This is a genomic window from Brumicola blandensis, assembly GCF_031846165.1.
GTDB classification, from domain to species: Bacteria; Pseudomonadota; Gammaproteobacteria; order Enterobacterales; family Alteromonadaceae; genus Glaciecola; species Glaciecola blandensis.
Genome location: NZ_JAVRIE010000001.1, coordinates 571712 through 595166, shown reverse-complemented (window position 1 = coordinate 595166; position 23455 = coordinate 571712). Strand labels below are relative to the sequence as shown.

The following is a 23455-nucleotide window of genomic DNA, read 5'->3' as shown; positions in this document are numbered from 1 at the left end:
ATTTCCTGTTTTGAAACAAAAAGAGTAGCCCTGAGCTACTCTTAAATGAAAAATGTTAGCATAGTTTTACAGCTCTAAACCTATACGTTTTGCTACTTCGATATATGATTCGACAACTGAACCCAAACCCTGACGGAATCGATCCTTATCTAATTTTTTACGCGTTTCCTTATCCCACAAACGACAACCATCTGGTGTGAACTCATCACCTAAAACGATGTTGCCATCGGCGTCGAGCCCAAACTCTAGTTTGTAATCGACCAGCAGCATACCGCCTTCTTCAAATAATGGTTTGAGCACATTATTGACAGCAAAAGTCAGTCGTTTCATTTCCTCAATTTGGTCCTGAGTCGCCCAGCCAAAAGCGGTAATATGATAATCGTTCACCATCGGGTCGTGTAATGCATCATTCTTCAAGAAGAATTCAAACGTTGGAGGATTAAGGACCAAACCCTCTTCTACGCCCAAACGCTTGACCATTGAACCGGCAGCGATATTTCTGACGACACACTCAACCGGTATCATATCGAGCTTTTTCACCAAACATTCTGCGTCAGAAAGTAATTCTTCGACCTGTGTTTGAATACCCGCAGCTTCTAATTTTTGCATAATGTAGTGATTGAACTTGTTGTTCACCTCACCTTTACGCTCAAGCTGTTCAATTTTTTCACCGTCGAATGCAGAGGTATCGTTTCTAAAAAACAACACCAACTTGTCATCACTATCTGTTAGGAATACAGTTTTAGCCTTCCCGCGGTACAACTCATCTTTCTTTTGCATCTACCCTATTCCTAAATATCTAAATTTTCAGTGCCCATATACTCTTTAAACGGTGCAAACACTTCTGTAATTAATTTGGTATCAAAAGGTGCACTTTCATCGTTCATAAAAGTGACTGCCGTTTTCTCACCGACATCACTGACCTTCAAACGATAGTCTTCTTTCTCAATTTGTAAGCCTTCAGATGAACCGAATAGGTTGCCCCACCATGACTGTTCAGCTCCAGTGTATTGAACAAACAACAAACCGGTAGATTGGTCTAAGTCTTTTACATCAAATCCCATTTTTCTCAAAACGAGCAACAGACGTGGCCATGTATTTTCATATTCAGCATCAACCATGATGGCGGGTTCACCGTCTTCATTAAAGCCCATATTACTATCAAAACCTTGACGAATCATGGCGATTCTTTGAGTACGAGCCAAACGCAGACCAAAGTCATACTCAGCTATCACAGAATTCAAAAATGCTGACTCTTCATTTCTTTTACTTATCACATCTACCTGAGAGAGTGTTTTATTGTCTTCCGGATCTTCGTAAGCAATTAAATTACTTTTTAACGAAGCGGTTCTTCCGTGAGGTGCCACATTCATTGTGAACTTAAATTTCTTTCTGACTGGTTTAAAACTATCTGTAAAGTCATACCATGCACTTTCAGTTTCTACCATCTCAACAACCCAATCAGTGACCAATAAGCGATTGTCAGGTTCGAAACTTTCAACGCCAATTTGATTTTTTTCGAGATACTTCAGGACAGTATCCCAAACGGTTTTTTGCAATGGTTCGCTATCATCTATCTGATCAAACAATACTTTCGCATCTTCTGAACCTTCCTCGACGTGTGAACCAGCCACAAGCGGCAATATTAACGCTGGTGAAACAACTTTTAGGCGTTCGCCTACCAGACTTGGATCAGCATTTTCACCTAGCTCAGGAAGCTCATACCGTCTGGAAAACTGCGGTGTATCTAACTCAGCAGGGACTTCCAACACTTTTTGTTGTGAGGCTTCTAAATACTGATAACTACCAGATGCTATTTGACGTTCTTCTTTGCTGGCACACCCGCTTACAGCAAGGGCGAACAAACTTAAACCTATGACTTTACTATTCATTAAAAACCTAACTAAATTAATTTCAACGCGCTTAGGACTTCTTCGATTGCATTTTTACTATTAAGTTCAGGCAATACCATAGGAAGTCTTAAAAAAGCGTCTTCGATTAAACCCATTTTATACAACGCCCACTTGGGCATAACTGGATTTGGTTCGATAAAGAGCTGACGATGCAGCTCCGTGATATCTTTGTTAATCATTTGCGCCGCTTCAACGTCCCCTTTCAATGCAGCATTACACATTTTGCTCATCGCTTGGGGAACAACATTAGCCGTTACCGATATAACGCCGTCACCACCCTCACACATGAAATTGCATCCAGTTTCATCATCGCCACTGAAGAACAAGAAATCGTCAGGGACTAGTGCTTTCGTCGTCGCATATCTTTGTAAATCGCCAGTTGCGTCTTTAATACCGACTATGTTTTTATGTTCAGCGAGTTGAGCAACAGTATCAGGCAGCATATCGGCTACGGTTCTGCCGGGTACATTATATAACATCAAAGGAATATCTGTCGCGTCAGCGATTGCTTCAAAGTGAGCAACCATACCAGCCTGTTGAGGCTTGTTATAATAAGGGACGACACTTAAGAAACCGTCAACACCCGTGTCAGCCATTTGTTCGCTTAAAAAGATAGCCTCAGCTGTCGAGTTTGCGCCACTGCCTGCCATAACGGGTATTTTTTTATCTACCAGTTTGACTACGTCTTTGACAACATCTATGTGCTCGTTAAAAGGCAATGTCGCACTTTCACCCGTGGTGCCAACAGCAACGATGCCGTGAGTGCCATTGTCGATATGAAACTTTACTAAGGCTTCCAAACTGCGTTGGTCGACTTTTCCGTCAGCGTGCATTGGAGTGACCAAGGCAACATAACTTCCTTTAAACATTATTCCCCCTTAAAACTTGCCCGTCATGTTAGTGTTCAAAGCCCATAAACACAAGCTTATATAGGTAATACTGGGTACTTTTTTTTGTTCTTCTTCTAATCGTCTAATTTTCATCCAAAAATATGACACAGCAAAGAGCTATGCTACACTCTGCGGCCTCTTTTATTGCAAAAAAAATTCACTATGAAACATCAAGTCATTGTCAATATTTTAGGTCCTGACAAGCTCGGCATTTTGAGCGAAATAAGCGCTTGCGTGCACGAAAAATGTTGTAACATTTTGGATAGCCGACACGCTATTTATGGCCAAGACTTTTCACTATCCATGATTGTTGAAGGTACTTTATCTGCAATCACGAAGTTAGAAATGGCCTTATCAGCACTCTGTATTGAGCATGATCTTCTATCAATGATTAAGCGTACAAGCGGACATGCAAAACAGAATTTGGAACAACTAGTCCATCTCGAATTTGCAGGCGAAGATACTGCTGGTTTGATTCAAAAAGTCACCACGTTTTTGGCGAACAATAAAGTATCTGTCAGCGCCCTAAGGCAAAAGACCTTTACAGACATGACGACGCATAAGCAGTCTGTAAAATGTAAGATGGTGCTAAGTGCGCCCAAAGAAGTCGATTTAATTGCTTTTGATAGCGAAGTTAAAACCCTGATGTGCTCCTTGGGACTGTCAGGTAAAGTAACCCATAACGAAGTTAAGGAAGAAAATGAACACATTGAAAGCTGGTGACAAAGCCCCCGAGTTTGTCCTTAAAAACCAAGATAATGAAGATGTCAGCCTAAACGACTTTTCAGGTAAAAAAGTATTGGTGTACTTTTATCCGAAAGCAATGACACCTGGCTGTACCATTCAGGCCCAAAATTTACGTGACGTTAAAGCTGAGCTTGATAGCAAGAACGTGGTTGTACTTGGCATCAGCCCTGATGCAGTGAAACGGCTACCTAAATTTATAGAAAAAGAATCTCTAAACTTCACCCTCTTATCTGATGAAGATCATGCTGTTGCCGACGCCTTTGGTGTTTGGGGACTCAAAAAATTCATGGGTAAAGAGTATGATGGGATACATCGTATGAGTTTTCTTATCGATGAAAGTGGCGTAATTAGCCATGTGTTAAATAAGTTTAAAACGAAAGATCATCACCAAGCGGTACTGGATTTACTAGCTTAACTACTAGTGCTTGGTCTTCTACGACCAGTGCAGTCGATAATCGAGAAACGCGCCAAACAAAAAGCGCGTTTTTTTATTACGCTAACGGCGTTTCTTCATCAACTTGTTCTGGCACTGGCGTAGACCAGGCCGTGATCACAGCCTTTACCAAGGTTGCTAAGGGGATTGCAAAAAACACGCCCCAAAAACCCCACATGCCACCGAAGACTAACACCGCTATGATGATATAAAGTGGATGCAGACTCACGGCTTCAGAAAACAAGACAGGAACAAGTAAATTACCATCTAAGGCTTGAATTATTGCATACACCAGCATCAGGTACCCGAATTCAGAACTGAGCCCAAATTGAAACAATGCAACAATGGCCACCGGTATGGTAACTACCGCCGCACCAATATAAGGAATGAGAACGGAGAAACCAACCAGCACGCCAAGCAGTAATGAATAGCGTAAATCCATAAAAGCGAATGCTGCGGATGAGACCCCACCTACAATAATGATTTCAATGACTTTGCCGCGGATATAATTCGCAATTTGCAAATTCATTTCTTCACCTACTTGAGTAATTAATCTGCGTTCCTTTGGTAAGATGTTTGAAATGCTTTGTAAAAAAATCTGCTTATCTTTCAACATAAAGAATACCATCAAGGGTACCAATATCATGTAAATCAACAAGGCTGCTAAGTTACCAATAGAACTCACCGATACACTGATGACTTGTTGTCCCAAGTCGACAAGATGTTCGTTAACGCTGTCCATTGTATTTTTTATGTAATCAACTTGAATTAAATCAGGGTACTTTTCTGGCAAACTTGTTAACCAACGTTGACCAGAATCCCAAATAAGGGGTAATTCTTGAGCAAGATTGACACTCTGTTTTGATATTACGGGCACAAGACCGACTAATAGCAAAATACTCACTAATATAAACACCACTAGGGTAAGTGCTGTAGCGAGGGTTCTATTCATCCCGCGTCTATTTAATCGAGTTACTGGCCAATCAAGTAAATAAGCAATAATGGCAGCGACAATAACAGGCATTAAAATGCCACCCCAGACAAGCAATACGACTGTTGATATGATAATCAACAACAAAAGCATCATTGCATTAGGGTCTGAGAACTTGCGTTTGTACCATCTATCGAAAACGCCGAACATGAATAAAGTATTCCTATATTTTGATTTATTGCTCTGATGCATTTATGGTAAACCTAGTTTCGTATGAAAACCAGATTTACTGAAACTATCTTGTACTATATCGGTCTATACTGAGTATTAAAGAAGATGAGACCGTTCTTCATTGTGAAACTACAAAGGAATTTGAAACTATTTTCATGCGCAATATTACTTTTCGTAAATTATTCATCGTGCTTACCTGCTTTTCGCTGCCAATTATTGCTAGCAGCCAGAGTGTTAATAGCGATAAAAACAAGCTTCCTGAAATTGGCGTTGTTGCCTCAGACACTCTCACGATTGATAAAGAAGTCCTGGTGGGTAATGCCATTATGCGCCAATTGAGAGGTCAAGCACCTATCATTCACGACCCGGTTTTAAACGAATATATCCAAGACTTGGGAAACAAACTTGTTGTTCAAGCTGACAATGCAAAGTTTCCATTTACGTTTTTTACACTCAATAATTCGACAATAAATGCATTCGCATTCTTTGGTGGCCACGTCGGCATTCATAGCGGCCTTATTACTCAAGCAGACAGTGAAAGTGAACTAGCATCAGTATTTGCCCACGAAGTGGCTCACGTAACGCAACGACATTTAGCACGGGCTAACCAAGCGCAGAAACGCAGCGCCCCATTGCAAATTGCGACACTGATTGGCGGAATATTATTAGCCATGGCAGATCCTGAAGCCGGTGTTGCAGCAATCAGTGCGGGAAATGCAGGTGCTGCACAGAGTCGAATAAACTATACTCGAAACATGGAACAAGAAGCCGACAATATTGGCATCGCAATGCTTGCAAGAGCTGGCTTTGACCCTCAGGGTGCCCCTGCATTCTTTGGTAAATTAGCAGTGCAAAACAGAGGTAGCAGTAAGGAACTAGAATTCTTGCGTACTCACCCAGTGCCAGAGAATCGAATTTCTGAAACGCGTGCAAGAGCAGCGACCTATGGCAGTCGTTCTGTTCCTCCCAGCCTTCAATTTCAATTAGCTAAGGCGCGTGTTATCGCTAGATATGAGGGCAATCCACAACGTAATATTAGTTATTTTGCTTATCAACTTCAAAATCAACAATATGTCATAAGAGAAGCTGCGCTATATGGCTTAGCATTATCCTATTTCGAAGCTGAACAGTATGCATCAGCTTATCAAATATTGAGTGAGTTGCTGGCCAATCAACCAGAAAATTTATTTTATCTGGATGCCATGACTGACGTTTATATTCAACGAAATATGCCTAAGAAGGCAATCGAGTTGCTTAAGCCGATTTGGTCTTTCAAGCCACAGAATAAGGTACTCGCGTTGAACCTAGCAAATGCAATGATAAAAGACCAGCAGTTTGCGCCGGCTATTCAAATTTTACGAGATATACTACTAGTCGATCCAGAACACTACTTATCGTACACCTTGCTTATTGATGCCTATACTGGAACGGGTCAAAAAAGGGAAATGTACAAAGCGAGCGCCGAACGTTTTAGCCTTGTATTGGCATACCCGCAAGCAATAGATGAACTCAATTTCGCTTATAACGAAACGGGTGAAGATTACTTAGAGAAACAAAGAATTAAAGCGAGAATCCAGCAGTTCCGCAATCGTATGGAAACCTTAGAGAGATTATAAGCCAGTGGAGGTCTACTGAGGATTAGACGGGCTACTTTGCTTGAATCGCTTCTAGCAATGACTGCTGGGATTGTTCTCCGAGCAATTGCCCCGCTAGAGTCCCATCCGGTCTAATAAGGTAAGTAGCTGGCAAATACTTAGGGGGGTCAAAAGGCATAGCTGTATCAAGTTCATTGATCAATGGAAACTGAATATCATACTTTTCGGCTAGCAAGGACAATTCATGGTCTTGGATTGCATCATAACTAACACCAAATAGCACCACATCACCCTGCTCTTGCATTGTGTGGTGAAACTCATTGAGTTCAGGAATTTCTCGTAAACACGGGGCACACCATTCGGCAAAATAATTGATCACCAGCCATTTGCCTTGAAGTTCCTTAAAGGTATAGCTTTTACCCTCTAAAGTAGAGAAGTCGGTTTGACTGTATATTTGATATGCCACGCCAATAGATAACGACAGCATGCCAACAAACACATACAAAAACACTTTTTTCAATGGTAACTCCCAAACGTTTAATGGTATTTTACGCCTTATAAATATCGCTCAAAGCCTGACGCATACCGTAAGATTAACTTAAGGCTTTTTATTTTTTGAACGTCAATTAGACACAATAGGAAATCCGTTAATATGGCTAATTTTACACTACTTCACAACCCTAGATGTAGCAAAAGTCGGCAAGCAGTAGATTATATAAGCCAAACAGGCTTAGAAGTAGACATCAGAGAATACCTAAAGGTTCCACTTACCTTGGAAGAAATCAAGACGCTATTTAACGCACTCAACATTGATAATGCTATCGACATGATTCGCACCAAAGAAAAAGAATTTAAAGAGGCTGGCTTAAGCAAAGATTCAGAGAATCAACAAATATTTGAAGCCATAGCAAAATATCCCAAACTGCTTGAACGCCCGATCCTAAGCAATGATAAAGATGCTGCAATCGGTCGCCCCTTAGAAAATATTGTACAGTGCATTGCCAAAACACAATAGACTGTCTAAAAAGGCATCTATTTATGGGTAATACGCGTAAGTATTTCATCAAGCAAAGAGTCATTCCATTTAGCAAAGAGTAATAATGCATCTATGAATAAAGCAAATGTATTGGTTTTGTATTACAGCCAACACGGCATCACCAAAGCCCTGGCTGAGTCAATAATGCTAGGCGCTGAGAAAGCAGGCGCTGATGTGTGCCTACGCACCGTACCCCGTGTATCAGCAACAATAGAAGCTGTTGAGGACTCAGTACCAGAGAGCGGCGCGCCCTACGTCACACATGAAGATTTAATCCAATGCCACGCCCTCGCATTGGGCAGTCCAACTCATTTTGGCAATATGGCGGCTGCAATGAAGCACTTTCTTGATACAACATCGAGCCTTTGGTTGAAAGGTGCTCTCATCGATAAACCGGCTGGCGTTTTTACAAGCTCTTCAAGCTTGCACGGTGGACAAGAGTCGACCTTGTTGAGCATGATGCTGCCTCTGCTTCATCATGGAATGGCCATCATTGGCGTACCTTATGCAGAGCCAGGATTACATCAAACAAGCGACGGTGGAACGCCCTATGGGCCCAGTGCACTGAGCCGAGATGGTAAAAGCACTCTCAGCAATGACGAAAAATCAATCGCCATTGCTTTTGGTAAAAGACTGGCACAACATGCCATAAAATCTAGGAATAATTCATGAGTTCATCATCACCTGCTTCGAACACAAGCGAATCACAGGCCCAAACATCCGTGCCAATGTCGGCAAAAGTTAAAAACCTTCGAATATTAGCGCTTGTAAGTCATATTGGTCTCTTAGCCTGGATGTGCATCTGGTATTTCTTCTTACCAATGAATGCGGAATACTCAATTTTATTCAAGTTTCTAATTTACATTCTCCCATTGCTACTACCTTTTTATGGAGTAGTGCAAGGAAAACCTTACACTCATGCTTGGGCAAGTTTTATTGTCCTGCTGTACTTTTTACACAGTATTACGGTCATATATGCTGAACCAACACAAATGTTGTATGCCATTATAGAACTGATCTTCGCAACAGGCATGTTCGTTGGCTGTAGCGCGTTTGCTAGATTACGAGGTCAGGAACTCGGAACAGGCTTACCAAAACTGAAAACCGTAATGGAAGAAGAGAAAACATTTTTTGAGGGAAAACCAGATGATTAAGTCGACTCCTTTTGTTGTTGCTATTGCCATCACGCTCAGCGCTTGCGGTGGCTCTTCTAATGACGGTCAAAGCTCTGGTCGAAGTCCTTTGCCACCACCTGAAATGACAGAGAGTGTTGGTTCCATAGATCCTATCCTTACCGTTAACAATGTCGAATTGTATGGCGATCAATCGTTTTCAGAGGGCGGCTCTTATGGTTTTGCCGTGATCACGAACGATGGTAGCCGAATCAATTCGGTTAATTGGGAACAAACAGCAGGCCCTTCCTTAAGTATTCTAGCTACACAGTCACGCACGATTGGTTTCGATGTTCCAGTCGCAGGTGATTATGCAATTGATGTAACTGTAAATACCACATCTGGAACACAGGCGTTGTCTTACGATTTTACGGCAGCGAGTGCCGAGGTTGCGAATGCGAATATTCGCTTAGACCATACTGTGACAGAACGAGGCAAGGTATCGATTCGAGTCGGCTCTTTAAGTCACGATATCAGTACAGCGACAGTCGAATGGAATCAGCTAGCCGGCTCTGCGGTTCTCAATATGGCAGTAGGAGAATCCCAAGCAAACCTCCTGACATTTGATATTCCCACGGTAAATCGGGATGAAATATTACAGTTTGAAGCACAAGTCAGTTTTGCTGATGGTAGCGAAGCAACAGACCTTACTTTTATTACGATTGCTGATGCAATCATCTCGGATGACGCTTATTTTCCATCAAATAATATTATCACGACACAAGATATCAGAGCATTTAACCCCGACAGTCCATACAAGTCTGCACTTGAAAGTTGTGTTTACACGAATACGTTAAGCAGTACCTGTACCTTCGGTACACTCCCTCTATTGGGTCAGCAAACCGATACACCTTCGATACAGGACGTGCTGGACCGCACCCTGGTTTCACACGATTGGATGGGCGAACGCTTTAAGCAATACTTAGAGCAGTCACTTGCAGGGCCCGATATGTTGCAACTGTTAAGAGGAGTGACAGCGGTTGTCATTTCTTACGACGTGAGACCTTCATTTTATTTGACTGCTACGGGCGCGATTTACTTAGATGCCGATAATTTTTGGGTTACCCCAGAAGAGAGAGATACCTTAAATGAAGCGCCAGACTACCGGAGCGGCTTCAGCTCCGATTTGTCTTTTCGAATATTTTGGCGATATGTAAAGGACAACGAAGCTTATATGCCAGGCAGACAATATCCGATCGCGGCAAGAGAGTCGCGTTCTTTTGACGTATTAGAAGCTGATATTTCATGGCTCATGTATCACGAACTCGCTCACGCCAATGATTTTTTCCCATATACCGTTTGGTCGACTTTACGTGATAGCGATGATCCTCGCTCATACTTCAACAACAACGGCGCGAAATCCGACGAAATGATTGCAAACTTTCCTTTAGCCTCATCCCAAATGAAAGGCTTGGCACAAGTGAGTTTCGCTGGCGATACAGCAAGTGCAACTCAAAGGAACTACGCTGCAGATGACATCCAAAGCTTCTTCTCGCCTGATAGCGCGTCATCCTATTATTCCTACCTCAACGAGCGCGAAGATTACGCAACATTGTTTGAACGCTTTATGATGCAATATCGCTTAGGCGCTTCAGCTGATTTGGGCATTTTGAATACTGTTAATAATAATAATCTGCTGGTGACTTGGGGGCAACGGGATAGGTTTAATGACCCGAAAGTGCAAGCGCGTGCTAGATATACGGTCAGCCAAATATTGCCGCAAATTGGCAACATCCGTGATATTCAGGATAACGAATTACCCGCTCCCCTGCTATTGCGTTCAGGTATTGGCTGGTTTGATAATATTGATTTGTCTGAGCTAGGTGAAAATGCCATACAAATACCGTTAAGGCCTGAAGAAACTAGCATTTTGGAAGCACAAGACCTTCATAAAGGGCGGCCTACCTTAGAGTAGACAGAAAGGAATGGCGTAAACTCACGATTATTTAAACATTAAGCACTTGTTTAATGAATGGGATAGTGACTTTTCGCTGCTCTTGTAGTGACTTTTTATCTAATTCATCGAGAATATCCATTAAACTGCCTAATTCTCGTCCTACCCGGCTGAGTAAGAATCGCAGAGACTCGTCACTGGCATCAAGCCCACGAAGACTAAGCCTAAGCGAAATGATTGCTAAGAGCTCGTCTTCACTGCGTGAAGCTAGTTTAAAAACGGCTCCCCAACTGAGTCTGGAGACCAAATCTGGCAAGACAAAGCCAGAGCTTATCGGTGAAGATCCACTGGCTAATACAATGCGATGATTGCCTCCCAATTCGATAAACTGATTAATGAGGTCAAAAATCGCCACTTCCCACTCTCTAACCCCAGCAATGATGTGCAAGTTATCGATACACAAAAGTTGATATTCTGTGAGCCCTGCTACAACTTCTACTGGCATTTCCACAAGGATCGACATATCCAAATACATCGCGGAGCGATCGATTTGATTGGCATGTTGACACATCGCATATAGCAAATGTGATTTGCCTAAGCCTCTGCTACCATGTAGATAGCAAATCACGGTTGAACTTGCGTTCTCGGAATATAAAAACTGTTTTAAATACTCAACAACGAAATCATTACCAGCGGAATAAAAAGAATCAAATGTCTCATCAACATTCAGTGAGACAGGTAAACTCAACTGCAAACCTATTTACCTCGCCAGATATATGTCAAACTCTGCTCATCGTCGCTAGCAGGTTCTCCCTCGTAGATAGTGTTTTCGAGTTTCAATATGGAGCGTAAACGCAGAGCCGGTACGTTTGTTGTGATGTGAAATTCTGACACATCATTTTGTTGCGCCACTAACTCCACACTCTTGGTTATTGTCAGAGAACTAAGAATACTTAATACCGTTCTGTAATCTAGCAAACTATTCACGTTGGATACTTTTAATACGATATCGTAGGTCTCGTTCGTATCATCTGAGCTCACCGCATATTTCAAACCCAGTTCGTCTGCGTAGCGATTAATAAATTCGCCCAATAACACAGGTAATGAATCACCAGCAACTTGCGCAGTTTCTATAGACTGACCGTCCGTCACAAAATAGTTAAGAATGAATTTTTCACTTGCGCTGTAGTCATCAAAACCCAAGCCTATTTTAGCGCCAATGACGTAGTTAGTGCCGTACCGAATTGAGTGATTATAGATACTTGAAGAATATAAACCCCAAACATCATTGGTACTTACGTTCATCGAATCGCTCAAATCACCTAATGGAAATACAACTTCGATACCGCGCTGAAATGCAGCGGTATTCAATAAGGTCTTGAGATCACTTTCTGTAGTTTGGGTCAACAACGTTTTATCTTTAGTTGTGTCGTCCTCAATGGCTATCCATAACAGACTTGATGGCCTGCGTTTGCCCCAAACTCTAAGCCCTTCAGATCGTAACAAGTCAATAATTTTATCTTGGTTAAACTCAGCTCGGTATATTAGTGCTTCTTTTTCTTGTCGGTATGAACTGGAGATCAAATATTGTTCAAAGTTTGTGGCAGCACGACGAACAGTAATATTCTCGTTGCTCGTACTTTCGCCACTCATTTTAGTGACAACTTGCTCAAACGCTCTCTTACCAGCGCGTTTTTGTGAGTAAATAGATTGATCAGATACCACAACTTCTCCCACATTGAGGTGATCAATCTGAGCGTGTACCTTGCTCACAGGGAAAGTGAACAATAAAGCAACAGCAAAAAGTAACAGCGTTTTATTCAAAAGTGTTTGTTCCTATTCATATCTAAGCCGCTATTGTGAGATATTTCATGCTTTTTTGCATCAGATATTTGTTCCACATTGTTTTTTGATACCTTTTATGTCGATGAACTGCTAAAATTCTGCCTTCAAATTTTTCAGAGGAAAGCGCGTGGCTGAACAAAACAAACCCCTTAGTTATAAAGATGCTGGTGTAGACATTGATGCTGGCAATCAGTTAGTAGAAAGAATTAAATCTGTGACGAAAAAAACACATCGTCCAGAAGTTAAAGGTGGTTTGGGTGGTTTCGGCGCGCTTTGTTCGCTGCCTACAAAATATAAACAACCTTTACTCGTGTCTGGTACAGATGGTGTTGGCACTAAGCTTCGTCTTGCAATGGATGAAAATAAGCACGATGGCATTGGTATTGACCTAGTCGCGATGTGCGTGAATGACCTGATCGTTCAAGGTGCAGAGCCCCTTTTCTTCCTAGATTATTATGCAACAGGCAAACTTGATGTTGATACAGCGACGCGTGTTGTCACGGGCATTGGAGAAGGTTGCCAACTAGCTGGTTGCGCACTTATTGGTGGCGAAACTGCAGAGATGCCAGGCATGTATGATGGCGAAGATTATGATGTTGCCGGTTTTTGTGTGGGTGTCGTAGAAGCTGAAGATGTCATTGATGGTAGTAATGTTGCCACGGGTAACAAACTGATTGCTCTCGCCTCCTCCGGTCCACATTCAAATGGCTACTCGTTAATACGAAAAATCATTGAAGTCAGTCACCTCGACTTGTCGGCCAACTTAAATGAAAAAACGATTTCTGATCATTTATTAGAACCGACTAGAATCTACGTAAAATCTGTATTAAAAGTATTGGAATCATTTAAGGTAAACGCGATTTCCCATATTACTGGTGGCGGCTTTTGGGAAAATATACCTCGCGTGCTCCCTGATAATATGCAGGCGGTAATCGATGGTTCCTCTTGGCAGTGGCCAGCGATTTTTGAACTTCTTCAAAAGAAAGGCAATGTCACAACTCATGAAATGTATCGTACGTTTAACTGCGGTGTCGGTTTGATATTGGCCGTTGAAGAAAAAGATGCACAAGCTATAAGTGATGCTTTTAACGACCTTGGTGAAAATGCATGGATAATCGGTGACATTAAGCAACGCCAAGAAGACCAAGAACAAGTGGTTATTAATTAATAATGACAGCCACTACCAAACAGTCTCAGTCGCAAACAACTGTCGCCGCCAAAAAGCAAATAGTCATTATTGCTTCTGGTGGCGGTTCAAATGCTCAGGTAATTATCGATGCATGCGTTAATCAAAAAATATCTGGCGAAGTGTGCAAAGTTATCAGTAATATTCCCGGTGCAGGTGTTCTAAACCGTGCAGAACAAGCTGGCATTAAAGGTGTCTGTGTTGATCACACGCAATTTGATACAAGAGAAGCATTTGACATCGCCCTCAGTGCCGAAATAGATACTTCGCACGCAGATGTTATTGTACTCGCTGGTTTCATGCGTATTTTAAGTACGCAGTTCGTAAATAAGTATTTGGGCAAATTATTGAACATTCACCCATCTTTGTTGCCGAAGTACCCAGGACTAAATACACATCAACGAGCAATCGATGCCGGCGACGAGGAACACGGGACTTCTGTGCACTTTGTCACTCCAGAACTTGATGGTGGCCCCGTTATATTACAAGCAAAGGTGCCGGTGTTCGAAGACGACACTGCTGACGAGTTGGCACAGAGAGTGTTGGTGCAAGAGCATGATATTTATCCACTTGTTGTTAGCTGGTTGTGTGCTGAGCGTGTTAAGCTGGCAGAATATAAAGCGTATTTAGATGACGAATTACTCTCGGAGCAAGGTTATGCAAGCGATTAAATGGGTCAAAGGACTAGACACATTAACTAGAACAATGAAGTTAGTCGGATTCATCGCTCTCATTGCTGGCGGATATTCTCCGCCCGCGCTAGCTCAGTCAGAATCTGAAGTCTCCCTACCTCCCCCATTTATCGCTAAATACGATGCCTTACGGCATGACAAAAAAATTGGTACTGCCAGTTTGTCGCTGTCTCTTGTAGCGTCATCAACATATAAATTAGATTATCAATCTAAAGTATCTCGTTTCTTTCTTTCCGACAAACGCTATGAAACGAGCTTTTTCAATTATAATGCAGGTATTATTACACCGACCAAATACGAATTTGCTCGCAAAGGAACGGGGCCTAACAAATCCTTAAAGGTTGTTTTCGATAAGAAAAAACAAGAGATAAAAATTAATAAAAGTGAAACGCTCAAATGGGAAGGCGAATATGACAATCAACTTTTCAGAATTGATATTTCACGCCAACTCGTTTCAGGAAAAAATCAATTCGATTACAAATTTCTAAATTACCGTGGTGAAAAACGCAGTTACTCTATAGAAGTTGTAAAAACAGAAACGGTAGATTTACCTTTTGGTCAACTTGAGGCAATCAAGGTTAAGGTCAATAGAGATTCAAATAAGCGCCAAACCTATGCATGGTTTGCCCCTTCCCTCGACTTTGTTCTCGTACGATTACAACAGTTTAAAGAAGGTGAAGAACAAGGCGATATCCAGCTTTCTTCATATACAAAACAATAACATCTAAATCCTGTATAATACGTAAACAATCTTGTGAGGATAAGCCTCCTCTTTTGTACCGTTTTACTTGATCTTTTTGTCCTCAAGTAATACCGTTACCTAATCTGGTCAGACCTGCGGGAGCAAAGATGAACGAATTATTGTGGTTACTTATTGTACTTAGTGTTTATGGCGCCACGGCGTATAAACAAACTTCTCCTCAAACAACCTTAGTTGCGGTCACCGTCGCGATGGTTGTGGGTACTGTCGCTGATGGCGTCGGTATTTTTGGTTGGATAGCATTTGCGGTAGTGGCTATTCCGCTAAGTTACGCACCTTGGCGTAAAGAATTTATCACCAAAAAGTTATTGGCTTTCTACAAAAGTGTGATGCCTGAAATGTCGACGACTGAACAAGAGGCTATCGATGCCGGCACTGTTTGGTGGGACGGAGACATTTTCAGCGGTAAGCCAGACTGGCAGAAATTTCATGCTATCAGTCAGCCTCGACTAAGTGCAGAAGAGCAAGCTTTCCTTGACGGACCTTGTGAAGAAGTCTGCAATATGGTTGACGAATGGCAGATAAATCATGTTGATGCTGACCTATCTGATGAAATTTGGCAGTTTTTGAAAGACAAAAAATTCTTTGCCATGATCATTAAAAAGCAATACGGCGGTCTCGACTTTTCTGCTTATGCACAATCAAGAGTATTACAAAAATTAGCAGGTGTTAGTGCTGTTTTGTCTAGCACCGTCGGTGTGCCAAATTCACTCGGCCCGGGTGAGTTGCTTCAACACTATGGTACGAAAGAACAGCAAGATCATTATCTCCCTCGCCTCGCTGTCGGCGATGAAATCCCATGTTTTGCTCTAACAAGTCCGGAAGCCGGTTCTGACGCAGGCGCAATTCCAGATGAAGGCATTGTTTGCAAGGGGAAATTTGACGGTAAAGAAGTGCTAGGGATGCGTTTAACTTTCTCAAAACGTTATATCACACTCGCCCCCGTCGCTACTGTTATTGGGTTAGCGTTTAAACTCAAGGATCCAGAGGGTCTGCTCGGCGAAACGAAGGACCTGGGTATTACTTGTGCATTGATTCCAAGAGATACCAAAGGACTCGATTGTGGTCGTCGTCACTTCCCGTTGAATGTGCCATTTCACAATGGTCCGGTGCGCGGAAAGGATATTTTTGTACCACTGAGTTACATCATTGGTGGTGAAGCGATGGCTGGTAAAGGTTGGCGTATGCTGATGGAGTGTTTATCAGTTGGACGCTGCATTACCCTGCCATCATCCGCTGCTGGTGGTGCAAAAGCGTTAGCACTCTCAACAGGCGCTTACTCACGTATCCGTCGACAATTCCGTATGCCAATTGGTCAGATGGAGGGTGTTGAAGAGATGTTAGGTCGCATCGGTGGTAATGCCTACCTGATGGATGCCGTAACAACACTGTCTACTGCGGGCGTTGACTTAGGCGAAAAGCCGTCAGTTATTTCTGCCATATGTAAATACCACTTAACTGAAAGAATGCGTCAAATTGTTAATGACTCTATGGACGTTCATGGCGGTAAGGGAATTTGTTTAGGTCCAAATAATTACTTAGGCCGCGCATATCAAGGCGTTCCTATTTCTATTACCGTTGAAGGTGCAAACATACTGACGCGAAATATGATGATCTTTGGCCAAGGCGCAATGCGTTGTCACCCTTACGTATTGAAAGAGATCTACGCCTCTCAAATGGAAGATAGAGAAGAACAATTGGAAGCGTTTGATTCAGCAGTATTCGGGCACATTCGTTTTGCTGTTAGTAATACCTTCCGTTCTATCTGGTTTAGTTTGGTCGGCGGCCGTTTGAGTTCTGCGCCATTCAAAGATGAAACTGCGAAGTACTATAAAAGTATGCAAGGATATAGTGCAAACCTAGCATTACTCACTGATGTTAGTATGGGTGTTTTAGGTGGTTCTTTAAAACGAAGAGAAAGACTGTCAGCCCGACTAGGTGATATTCTAAGTTATCTATATCTTGGTTCTGCCGTGCTTAAGCGCTTTGATGAGCAAGGTCGTAACCATGACGATTTACCTTTTGTCCATTGGGCGATGCAAGATTGTCTTTCTAAGCTAGAAGTAGCCTTAGACGACTTCCTGCGTAATTTCCCTAATAAAGTGATTGGTGTGTCGTTGAGAGCTCTAGTTCTGCCGTTTGGTAAGCGCTACTCTGCTCCATCTGATGACATAGAACACAAAATTGCGCATATCTTACAACATCCGAATAAAACCAGAGACAGACTGGGTCATGGTCAATACTTGACCCAAGAGGAAGGTAACTTGTTTGGTGATTTAGAGAAAACGCTGCTCAATATCGTGAAAGTTGAACCTATCTTCGACAAGATATGCAAAGAGTTAGGTGAAAAGCTCCCGATGACGAACTTGGACTTAGTTGCTGAGCGCGCACTTGAAGCCGGTATTATTGATAAAGAACAAGCTGATTTATTAATAGAAACAGAAGCTGGCAGATTGAGAACTATCAACGTGGATGACTTTGATCCGCAAGAGTTATTAATGTCGACCAGCAAAAAAGTTAAGAAACCGGCAGCTAAGCGCAAATCAACCAAAGCAGTGAAAGCTGCTTAGTTCGCTAGAGAACAAATGAGAAGGCTACCTAGTTAGGTAGCCTTTTTTTTACATCGTGAAAACATTACTTTTTAAAAATTTGGCGATAGCCGTTTTTACGTAACGTTTCTATTTGATGAGTATTTAACCCTAAAACCTTCTCAGCTAACTTATACTCATCTTGAATCGTAATATTGGAAATCGCAGGGTCGTCTGTATTTAAACTCACGGACAGCCCCAAATCTAAGAACTGTTTCAATGGATGTGTCGATAATTGAGTCCATGTGCCAGTCTGATAATTCGAGGTCAGACACGACTCAATGCCGATATTATGCTTTAGCATATAATCTATGAGTTTATTATCATTGACGACGGCAACGCCATGACCGATTCTTTCAGCACCGAGTAATTTTATTGCATCCCATACACTCTCCGGCCCCGCGGCTTCACCGGCATGCACGGTTACATGGAGTCCACTGTCTCGCGCTTGTTTAAAGTGACTCTCAAACAATGCTGCGGGGTATCCTCGTTCATCACCCGCTAGATCAATCCCTACAAACTCAGAGACCTGTGACAATATAGCATCTAACTCTCGTTGACACGCTTCCACACCAAATGTACGGCTGAGTATGCCAATTAATTGATAATTTGTGCCAAAGACACGATTGCCATCTTTTACACCTTGCACCACCGCGTTGACGACTTCGTTCATGGGGAGGTTGAATTTATTCGCCATAAAATATGGCGAGAAACGCAATTCAGTATAATCTAAGCCTTCGCTTTTGGCCGACTCAACATTATCATAAGCAACCTCATAGCATGCGTCGATATTCGCTAAAACAGACACCCCATAATCTAATTTCTGCAAAAACTGCATGAGATCGCTGGTTCGGTCTTCGATGGTAGTAAGCTTGATTAATTCTGAAAGCGAATCAACTGGCAGTGCAATCTTATTTTGCTGGGCTAAATTCCACATTATGTGCGGGCGGATATTGCCGTCCAAATGTCGATGCAAATCGACTAGAGGCGAATATTGCGCAGGATATGAGGTCATGAATCGCCTTGCCTTGATAATAAACTAAGAGTGACAAACTAAAAGTATTTAACTGAGAGTGATAAGGTCAGTCAAGCTTGAGTTTTTCAACAGCCAGTACTATCTGCGTGCGCGTTTTAACATCTAGTTTCTTAAATATCACCCCGATGTGCGCCTTCACTGTTGCTTCGGTCACGTTAAGTGCATCGGCTATTTGCTTATTCATCATGCCGTCTTTCACGAGCTTTAAGACTTTGAATTGCTTCGGTGTTAACTCTCGCAACCTATTAGCAATGCTTTTCGCTTCACTATCTACATGAACTAACGCTTCTTCGATGTTACTAGGTAGCCATTTGCTACCTGCAAGCACGGTGTCTATCGCTTTTTTGATATCGGATGTTGGTGTGGTTTTTGGAATAAAAGCATTGGCACCAAACTCCATAACCTGAGCGATAGTTTCTGTTGAATCACTCGCGGATAACACAACCACTGGAATGTCTGGGTAAGATTGCTTCACTCGAAGTAAACCGTAAAAATTATCACAACCTGGCATATTCAGATCGAGGATGATTAAATCAATCTTTCTCCCTTTTCGAAGCACTTCTATTGTCGTGTCTAGTGAATCTGATTCAAAAAAGCTGACACTGTCGTAACAGGAAGAAAGAGAGCCCTTCAACGCCTCTCTAAACAAAGGGTGATCATCAGCAATCAAAAACTTGTACATTTACCATTTCCCGAGATTATATTTATCATTATTATTTTTATAGAGCGGTAGTTTTTTATATACTACCAACTTACGTGCTGCATTGCTTCAAAAGTGACGACATTTCCTAACAGCAACTCGATTTTTAATGATCATAGTGCTTGTTCCATAACTGAGATACCATGGCTAAAAATACACCTAGCGACAACAAAGATAGAATATACAGTAGCAAGCAAGAGGAAGTAAGAGATTTTTCATTCAATGACCAAGTAGCTGATGTCTTCCCTGATATGATAGCGCGCTCAGTTCCAGGCTATAAAAATATCATAGATGGTATCGGCAAACTGAGCGCTATTTTTGCTCAGGACAATACGCACATTTATGATTTGGGTTGCTCTCTTGGTGCAGCAAGCCTGTCGATGGCGAAGCAAATCGATAAAACTGGCCTGGAGATTATCGGCATAGATAACTCCGCTGCTATGGTCTCTCGTTGCCAACGTAACGTAAATAATTATAACTATGGCTCCCCTATTCACATCATAAAAGATGACATTGCATGCATTGATTTCAAACCGGCCAGTGTGATCGTGATGAATTTCACCTTACAGTTCATCGATAAAACTAAACGTGATGCGCTCATGATGAAGATTCATGAAGCCTTAGTACCCGGTGGCATATTAATATTGTCAGAAAAAATAAAACTCGGGCACCCAAAAATTGATAGCGCAATTATCGACTGTCACCATGAGTTCAAGCGTGAAAATGGCTACAGTGAGTTAGAAATTGCGCAAAAAAGAACAGCCTTGGAAAATGTGATGATATTAGATGAATTCACAGAACACGAAAATAGATTAAAAGCCGCCGGATTTAGTGCCGTGAGTATCTGGTATCAACAGTTTAATTTCGCTTCTTTCTGTGCAATTAAGGGGGAATAGAATGAATTGGAAGTCAGCTATATACCAAGCGCTTATCGATACAGACATGGAACCGTGGATAGCGCACCTTATGCCGCAATTAGAGGCTTGGGAAAATTCAGCCCGGCGCGGTGATAGCACAAAATGGCAACAACAATTAAAACAACTCCCTGATATCACTCCTGCTTCTGTCGAGTTGAAGGCATCAGTCAGCTTTGATGCAGACGAAGCCTTGAGCTCAGGCCATCGATCTCATGTCAAAAACGTACTCAAACAATTCATGCCGTGGAGAAAAGGACCTTTCTCTTTATTTGGTATCGATATTGACACTGAATGGCGTTCAGACTGGAAATGGGACCGTGTCGTGCAGCACATCGAAACTCTCGAGGGAAGAAAAGTGTTGGACGTCGGATGTGGGAGTGGCTACCACCTGTTCAGAATGCTCGGCGAAAAGGCGGAACTGGTTGTTGGTATAGACCCCACGGAACTGTTTTTTTATCAGTTTAGTATTTTTAAGAAATACCTTTCTAACTCTCCCATTCATTATCTCCCACTAGGTATTGAAGATATGCCATCTGAAAATCGTTTTGATACGGTATTCTCGATGGGAGTGTTGTATCACAGGCGTGATCCCATTGAGTTTTTATATCAATTAAAAAACCAACTTAGGTCAGGAGGACAACTGGTATTAGAAACGATTGTTGTTAATGGCGATATCGACACAGTGTTAATGCCAGGTGAACGCTACGCACAGATGCGAAATGTATGGTTTTTACCCAGTAACTTAGCGCTCAAACAATGGTTAGAGCGAGTTGGATTTATCGATATAAAGTTAGTTGATGAGTCAATTACAACATGTGAAGAACAAAGAGCCACAGAGTGGATGACTAACCATTCTTTAGCTGATTTTTTAGATCCTAATGATATTAGTTTAACCATTGAAGGATATCCCGCCCCTACTCGTTCAGTTTTTACTGCTAAAAAGAAATAATTACCTACTTTGAGAGTCTTTGCTTTATGTATTGGCATGAAGCTTGTTATACAGAACACATAGACCCAAAGTATAAGACATTATCGTGTTAAATAGAGGCCCTCATTGTCCATCATTTGAGCAAAAAGCAACCAATATTAGCAGCTTTTTTTTCACTCATATGTGTTCAATGCCCTATTTAATATGAATCTTAAGGTAAAAATGCTAAAACTCGAAGAATGCATCAATCAATTTATTGAGCAAGAATCATTGCCAAAGACTTATTTGGACACTGCACTAAATTGGTTCACTCCGCTAATCGAAGAGATATCGCTGCACCATAATAAAGCAAAGAGAACAGTATTTATTGGCGTAAATGGCTGCCAAGGTTCCGGAAAATCAACCATGAGCGGTTTGATCCAAAATATATTGGAAAACGTGTATGAGAAATCTTGTCTTGTGCTGTCGTTAGATGATTTCTATTTGAAGAAATCTGAACGTCAGACTCTAGCCGATGATATCCATCCTTTGTTATCAACAAGGGGGGTACCCGGTACTCACGATACGCAATTAATTGCAAGCGTGCTGCATTCGCTGAAGCAAGGAAGTCCCTCCCTTATCCCACGTTTCGATAAATCTATTGATGATCGCAGTGCTACAACCTTACATACCAAAATTCTTGAACAAATTGGTGTCGTTATCTTTGAAGGTTGGTGCTGGGGAGTACCGTCACAAGCCAATGAGCAACTGTCGACACCGCTTAACGACCTAGAAAAGTATTCAGACCAGACAGGTGAATGGCGTAATTACGTGAACAGAAAGTTACAAAACGACTACATGCCACTTTATCGTTATATGGATAAATGGATATTTTTAAAAGCGCCTTCTTTTGATAGCGTTTATAAATGGCGTTGCCAGCAAGAACACAAACTATTGCAAAAGGTCGGAAACAAAGCAGAGATCATGAGCGATAGAGAGATTGCAGAGTTTATTCAATATTATCAGAGACTAACTGAGCATAGTTTGTGTACACTGGAGTTCATCAGTGACTGGATATTTGAGTTAGACAATGAACGAACAATTACCAAAAGCGCTCACAATGCAAAGTGATTTAATTACGAAATATCAGCGACAAGTGCTCGTTTTTACCGATCTCGATGGCACTCTGTTAGACCATTATACCTACGAACACGAGGCAGCAGTTGCATGCATGACGCGCCTTTTGAATCACGGTATTCCCATCATTCCAAACACGAGCAAAACGTTTGCTGAGCTGATCTCCCTTAGAAAGAGGCTCGGTATAAAGGGCCCATTTATCGTAGAGAATGGAGCTGCAATATACATAGACAAAGACTTTTTACCTGAAAAACCTCGTGGCGCAGTTTGGCAGGATGGCTACTGGATGAAGTCTTTTAGCTCAAAACGGCAATACTGGTTAGGCTTGATTAACAAAGTGTTACCAGAATTTGGGCATTTATTTGAAGCATTTTCCAGCATGAGTATTGGCCGCATAATGGAAGTGACAGGATTAGAAGAAGCAGATGCGAGTTTAGCGGCGCAAAGGCAGTTTGGTGAGCCTTTGTTATGGAAAGGTAGCGAAGAGGAAATGGATAAGTTCATTGCCCATGTCCGCAAGCTGGGGGCCCACCCTCTTAAAGGCGGTCGCTTCTTGCACATTTGTGGTGACAACAATAAAGGTATCGCACTATTGTGGTTACTCAAAGAGTATCAACGCCAACATCGCAAAATTACTGTTAGCACAATCGCGCTTGGTGATGGCAAGAACGACATTGCGATGCTGGAAGTAGCAGATACCGCGGTTCGCATCGCGTCACCCGTTAATCCTCCGCCACCACTAGAACGCACAGTAAAACTATATACAAGCAATAAGTACGGCCCTGAGGGCTGGGCGGAAGTGCTCGATCAGCTCATTCCAGAGTCTGTATTTTTTGCGAAATAAT

At 42.0% G+C, this 23455-nt stretch carries 24 protein-coding genes; 15 read left to right on the top strand and 9 right to left on the bottom strand.

Annotation, left to right across the window (positions count from 1 at the left end; translation table 11 throughout):
- Window positions 1-66: 66 nt before the first annotated feature.
- Genes purC through dapA form a run of 3 tightly spaced genes read right to left on the bottom strand, consistent with a single transcriptional unit; the run spans window position 67 to window position 2782 of the window.
- Complete coding sequence (gene purC, locus RM544_RS02540; RefSeq protein ID WP_311360204.1) at window positions 67-780, bottom strand: phosphoribosylaminoimidazolesuccinocarboxamide synthase; 714 nt, start codon at window positions 778-780, stop codon at window positions 67-69.
- Window positions 781-791: 11 nt separating this feature from the next.
- On the bottom strand, window positions 792-1892 hold the full coding sequence (gene bamC, locus RM544_RS02535; protein WP_311360203.1) for an NlpB/DapX family lipoprotein: 1101 nt from the start codon (window positions 1890-1892) through the stop codon (window positions 792-794).
- Between the two features lie 11 nt (window positions 1893-1903).
- Window positions 1904-2782 carry a 4-hydroxy-tetrahydrodipicolinate synthase gene (dapA, locus tag RM544_RS02530; RefSeq protein WP_311360202.1) on the bottom strand — a complete coding sequence of 293 codons (879 nt, stop codon included), beginning with the start codon at window positions 2780-2782 and terminating at the stop codon, window positions 1904-1906.
- A gap of 183 nt (window positions 2783-2965) precedes the next feature.
- Between dapA and RM544_RS02525 the strand changes: the two genes are divergently transcribed.
- Together RM544_RS02525 and bcp are read left to right on the top strand one after the other, a co-directional pair.
- Window positions 2966-3526, top strand: a complete 561-nt coding sequence (locus tag RM544_RS02525; RefSeq protein WP_311360201.1) for a glycine cleavage system transcriptional repressor — start codon at window positions 2966-2968, stop codon at window positions 3524-3526.
- Window positions 3504-3965 (top strand): thioredoxin-dependent thiol peroxidase, encoded by a 462-nt coding sequence (bcp, locus tag RM544_RS02520; protein ID WP_311360200.1) that lies wholly within the window; start codon window positions 3504-3506, stop codon window positions 3963-3965. The genes RM544_RS02525 and bcp overlap by 23 nt, the downstream gene beginning before the upstream one ends.
- 76 nt (window positions 3966-4041) lie before the next feature.
- Here the strand turns inward: bcp and RM544_RS02515 are convergent, their stop codons facing one another.
- Window positions 4042-5124: an AI-2E family transporter gene (locus RM544_RS02515; protein WP_311360199.1), complete on the bottom strand. Its 1083-nt coding sequence runs from the start codon at window positions 5122-5124 to the stop codon at window positions 4042-4044.
- 176 nt (window positions 5125-5300) lie between these two features.
- Between RM544_RS02515 and bepA the strand changes: the two genes are divergently transcribed.
- Window positions 5301-6761, top strand: a complete 1461-nt coding sequence (bepA, locus tag RM544_RS02510; protein WP_311360198.1) for a beta-barrel assembly-enhancing protease — start codon at window positions 5301-5303, stop codon at window positions 6759-6761.
- A gap of 31 nt (window positions 6762-6792) precedes the next feature.
- On the opposite strand, the gene RM544_RS02505 is transcribed toward bepA, so the two are convergent.
- On the bottom strand, window positions 6793-7251 hold the full coding sequence (locus RM544_RS02505; RefSeq protein WP_311360715.1) for a TlpA family protein disulfide reductase: 459 nt from the start codon (window positions 7249-7251) through the stop codon (window positions 6793-6795).
- A gap of 141 nt (window positions 7252-7392) precedes the next feature.
- Between RM544_RS02505 and arsC the strand changes: the two genes are divergently transcribed.
- The 4 genes from arsC to RM544_RS02485 all read left to right on the top strand — a co-directional run bounded on the left by arsC (window position 7393) and on the right by RM544_RS02485 (window position 10863).
- The gene (gene arsC / locus RM544_RS02500) at window positions 7393-7755 is read left to right on the top strand and encodes an arsenate reductase (glutaredoxin) (protein WP_311360197.1); all 363 of its coding nucleotides are present in this window, start codon (window positions 7393-7395) and stop codon (window positions 7753-7755) included.
- Between the two features lie 93 nt (window positions 7756-7848).
- A complete protein-coding gene (wrbA, locus tag RM544_RS02495; RefSeq protein ID WP_311360196.1) occupies window positions 7849-8448 on the top strand; it encodes an NAD(P)H:quinone oxidoreductase in 600 nt (199 codons plus the stop codon).
- Window positions 8445-8930 (top strand): DUF2069 domain-containing protein, encoded by a 486-nt coding sequence (locus RM544_RS02490; protein ID WP_409220036.1) that lies wholly within the window; start codon window positions 8445-8447, stop codon window positions 8928-8930. Before wrbA ends, RM544_RS02490 begins: the two co-directional genes overlap by 4 nt.
- Window positions 8923-10863: a hypothetical protein gene (locus tag RM544_RS02485; RefSeq protein WP_311360195.1), complete on the top strand. Its 1941-nt coding sequence runs from the start codon at window positions 8923-8925 to the stop codon at window positions 10861-10863. Before RM544_RS02490 ends, RM544_RS02485 begins: the two co-directional genes overlap by 8 nt.
- Before the next feature lie 31 nt (window positions 10864-10894).
- Here RM544_RS02485 and hda read toward each other — a convergent pair whose 3' ends face one another.
- The gene (gene hda, locus RM544_RS02480; protein ID WP_311360194.1) at window positions 10895-11590 is read right to left on the bottom strand and encodes a DnaA regulatory inactivator Hda; all 696 of its coding nucleotides are present in this window, start codon (window positions 11588-11590) and stop codon (window positions 10895-10897) included.
- An 8-nt stretch (window positions 11591-11598) separates the two neighbouring features.
- Window positions 11599-12666, bottom strand: a complete 1068-nt coding sequence (locus tag RM544_RS02475; RefSeq protein WP_311360193.1) for a DUF2066 domain-containing protein — start codon at window positions 12664-12666, stop codon at window positions 11599-11601.
- A 148-nt stretch (window positions 12667-12814) separates the two neighbouring features.
- On the opposite strand from RM544_RS02475, the gene purM reads away from it, so the two are divergent.
- The 4 genes from purM (at window position 12815) to fadE (ending at window position 17895) form a co-directional block, all read left to right on the top strand.
- Window positions 12815-13855 carry a phosphoribosylformylglycinamidine cyclo-ligase gene (gene purM, locus RM544_RS02470; protein WP_311360192.1) on the top strand — a complete coding sequence of 347 codons (1041 nt, stop codon included), beginning with the start codon at window positions 12815-12817 and terminating at the stop codon, window positions 13853-13855.
- Between the two features lie 2 nt (window positions 13856-13857).
- Window positions 13858-14544, top strand: coding sequence for a phosphoribosylglycinamide formyltransferase (gene purN, locus RM544_RS02465; RefSeq protein ID WP_311360191.1), 687 nt, complete (start codon window positions 13858-13860; stop codon window positions 14542-14544).
- On the top strand, window positions 14531-15286 hold the full coding sequence (locus RM544_RS02460) for a DUF3108 domain-containing protein (RefSeq protein ID WP_311360190.1): 756 nt from the start codon (window positions 14531-14533) through the stop codon (window positions 15284-15286). Before purN ends, RM544_RS02460 begins: the two co-directional genes overlap by 14 nt.
- Before the next feature lie 128 nt (window positions 15287-15414).
- Complete coding sequence (gene fadE / locus RM544_RS02455) at window positions 15415-17895, top strand: acyl-CoA dehydrogenase FadE (protein WP_311360189.1); 2481 nt, start codon at window positions 15415-15417, stop codon at window positions 17893-17895.
- Window positions 17896-17959: 64 nt separating this feature from the next.
- On the opposite strand, the gene add is transcribed toward fadE, so the two are convergent.
- Window positions 17960-18928: an adenosine deaminase gene (add, locus tag RM544_RS02450; RefSeq protein WP_311360188.1), complete on the bottom strand. Its 969-nt coding sequence runs from the start codon at window positions 18926-18928 to the stop codon at window positions 17960-17962.
- A gap of 67 nt (window positions 18929-18995) precedes the next feature.
- A complete protein-coding gene (locus RM544_RS02445; RefSeq protein WP_311360187.1) occupies window positions 18996-19631 on the bottom strand; it encodes a response regulator transcription factor in 636 nt (211 codons plus the stop codon).
- A gap of 161 nt (window positions 19632-19792) precedes the next feature.
- On the opposite strand from RM544_RS02445, the gene cmoA reads away from it, so the two are divergent.
- The 4 genes from cmoA to RM544_RS02425 all read left to right on the top strand — a co-directional run bounded on the left by cmoA (window position 19793) and on the right by RM544_RS02425 (window position 23454).
- Entirely contained in the window at window positions 19793-20545 is a 753-nt protein-coding gene (cmoA, locus tag RM544_RS02440; protein WP_311360186.1) for a carboxy-S-adenosyl-L-methionine synthase CmoA, read from the top strand.
- A gap of 1 nt (window position 20546) precedes the next feature.
- Window positions 20547-21515 carry a tRNA 5-methoxyuridine(34)/uridine 5-oxyacetic acid(34) synthase CmoB gene (cmoB, locus tag RM544_RS02435; protein WP_311360185.1) on the top strand — a complete coding sequence of 323 codons (969 nt, stop codon included), beginning with the start codon at window positions 20547-20549 and terminating at the stop codon, window positions 21513-21515.
- A 201-nt stretch (window positions 21516-21716) separates the two neighbouring features.
- Window positions 21717-22604 carry a hypothetical protein gene (locus RM544_RS02430; RefSeq protein ID WP_311360184.1) on the top strand — a complete coding sequence of 296 codons (888 nt, stop codon included), beginning with the start codon at window positions 21717-21719 and terminating at the stop codon, window positions 22602-22604.
- On the top strand, window positions 22594-23454 hold the full coding sequence (locus RM544_RS02425; protein ID WP_311360713.1) for an HAD-IIB family hydrolase: 861 nt from the start codon (window positions 22594-22596) through the stop codon (window positions 23452-23454). Before RM544_RS02430 ends, RM544_RS02425 begins: the two co-directional genes overlap by 11 nt.
- Window position 23455 lies beyond the last annotated feature (1 nt).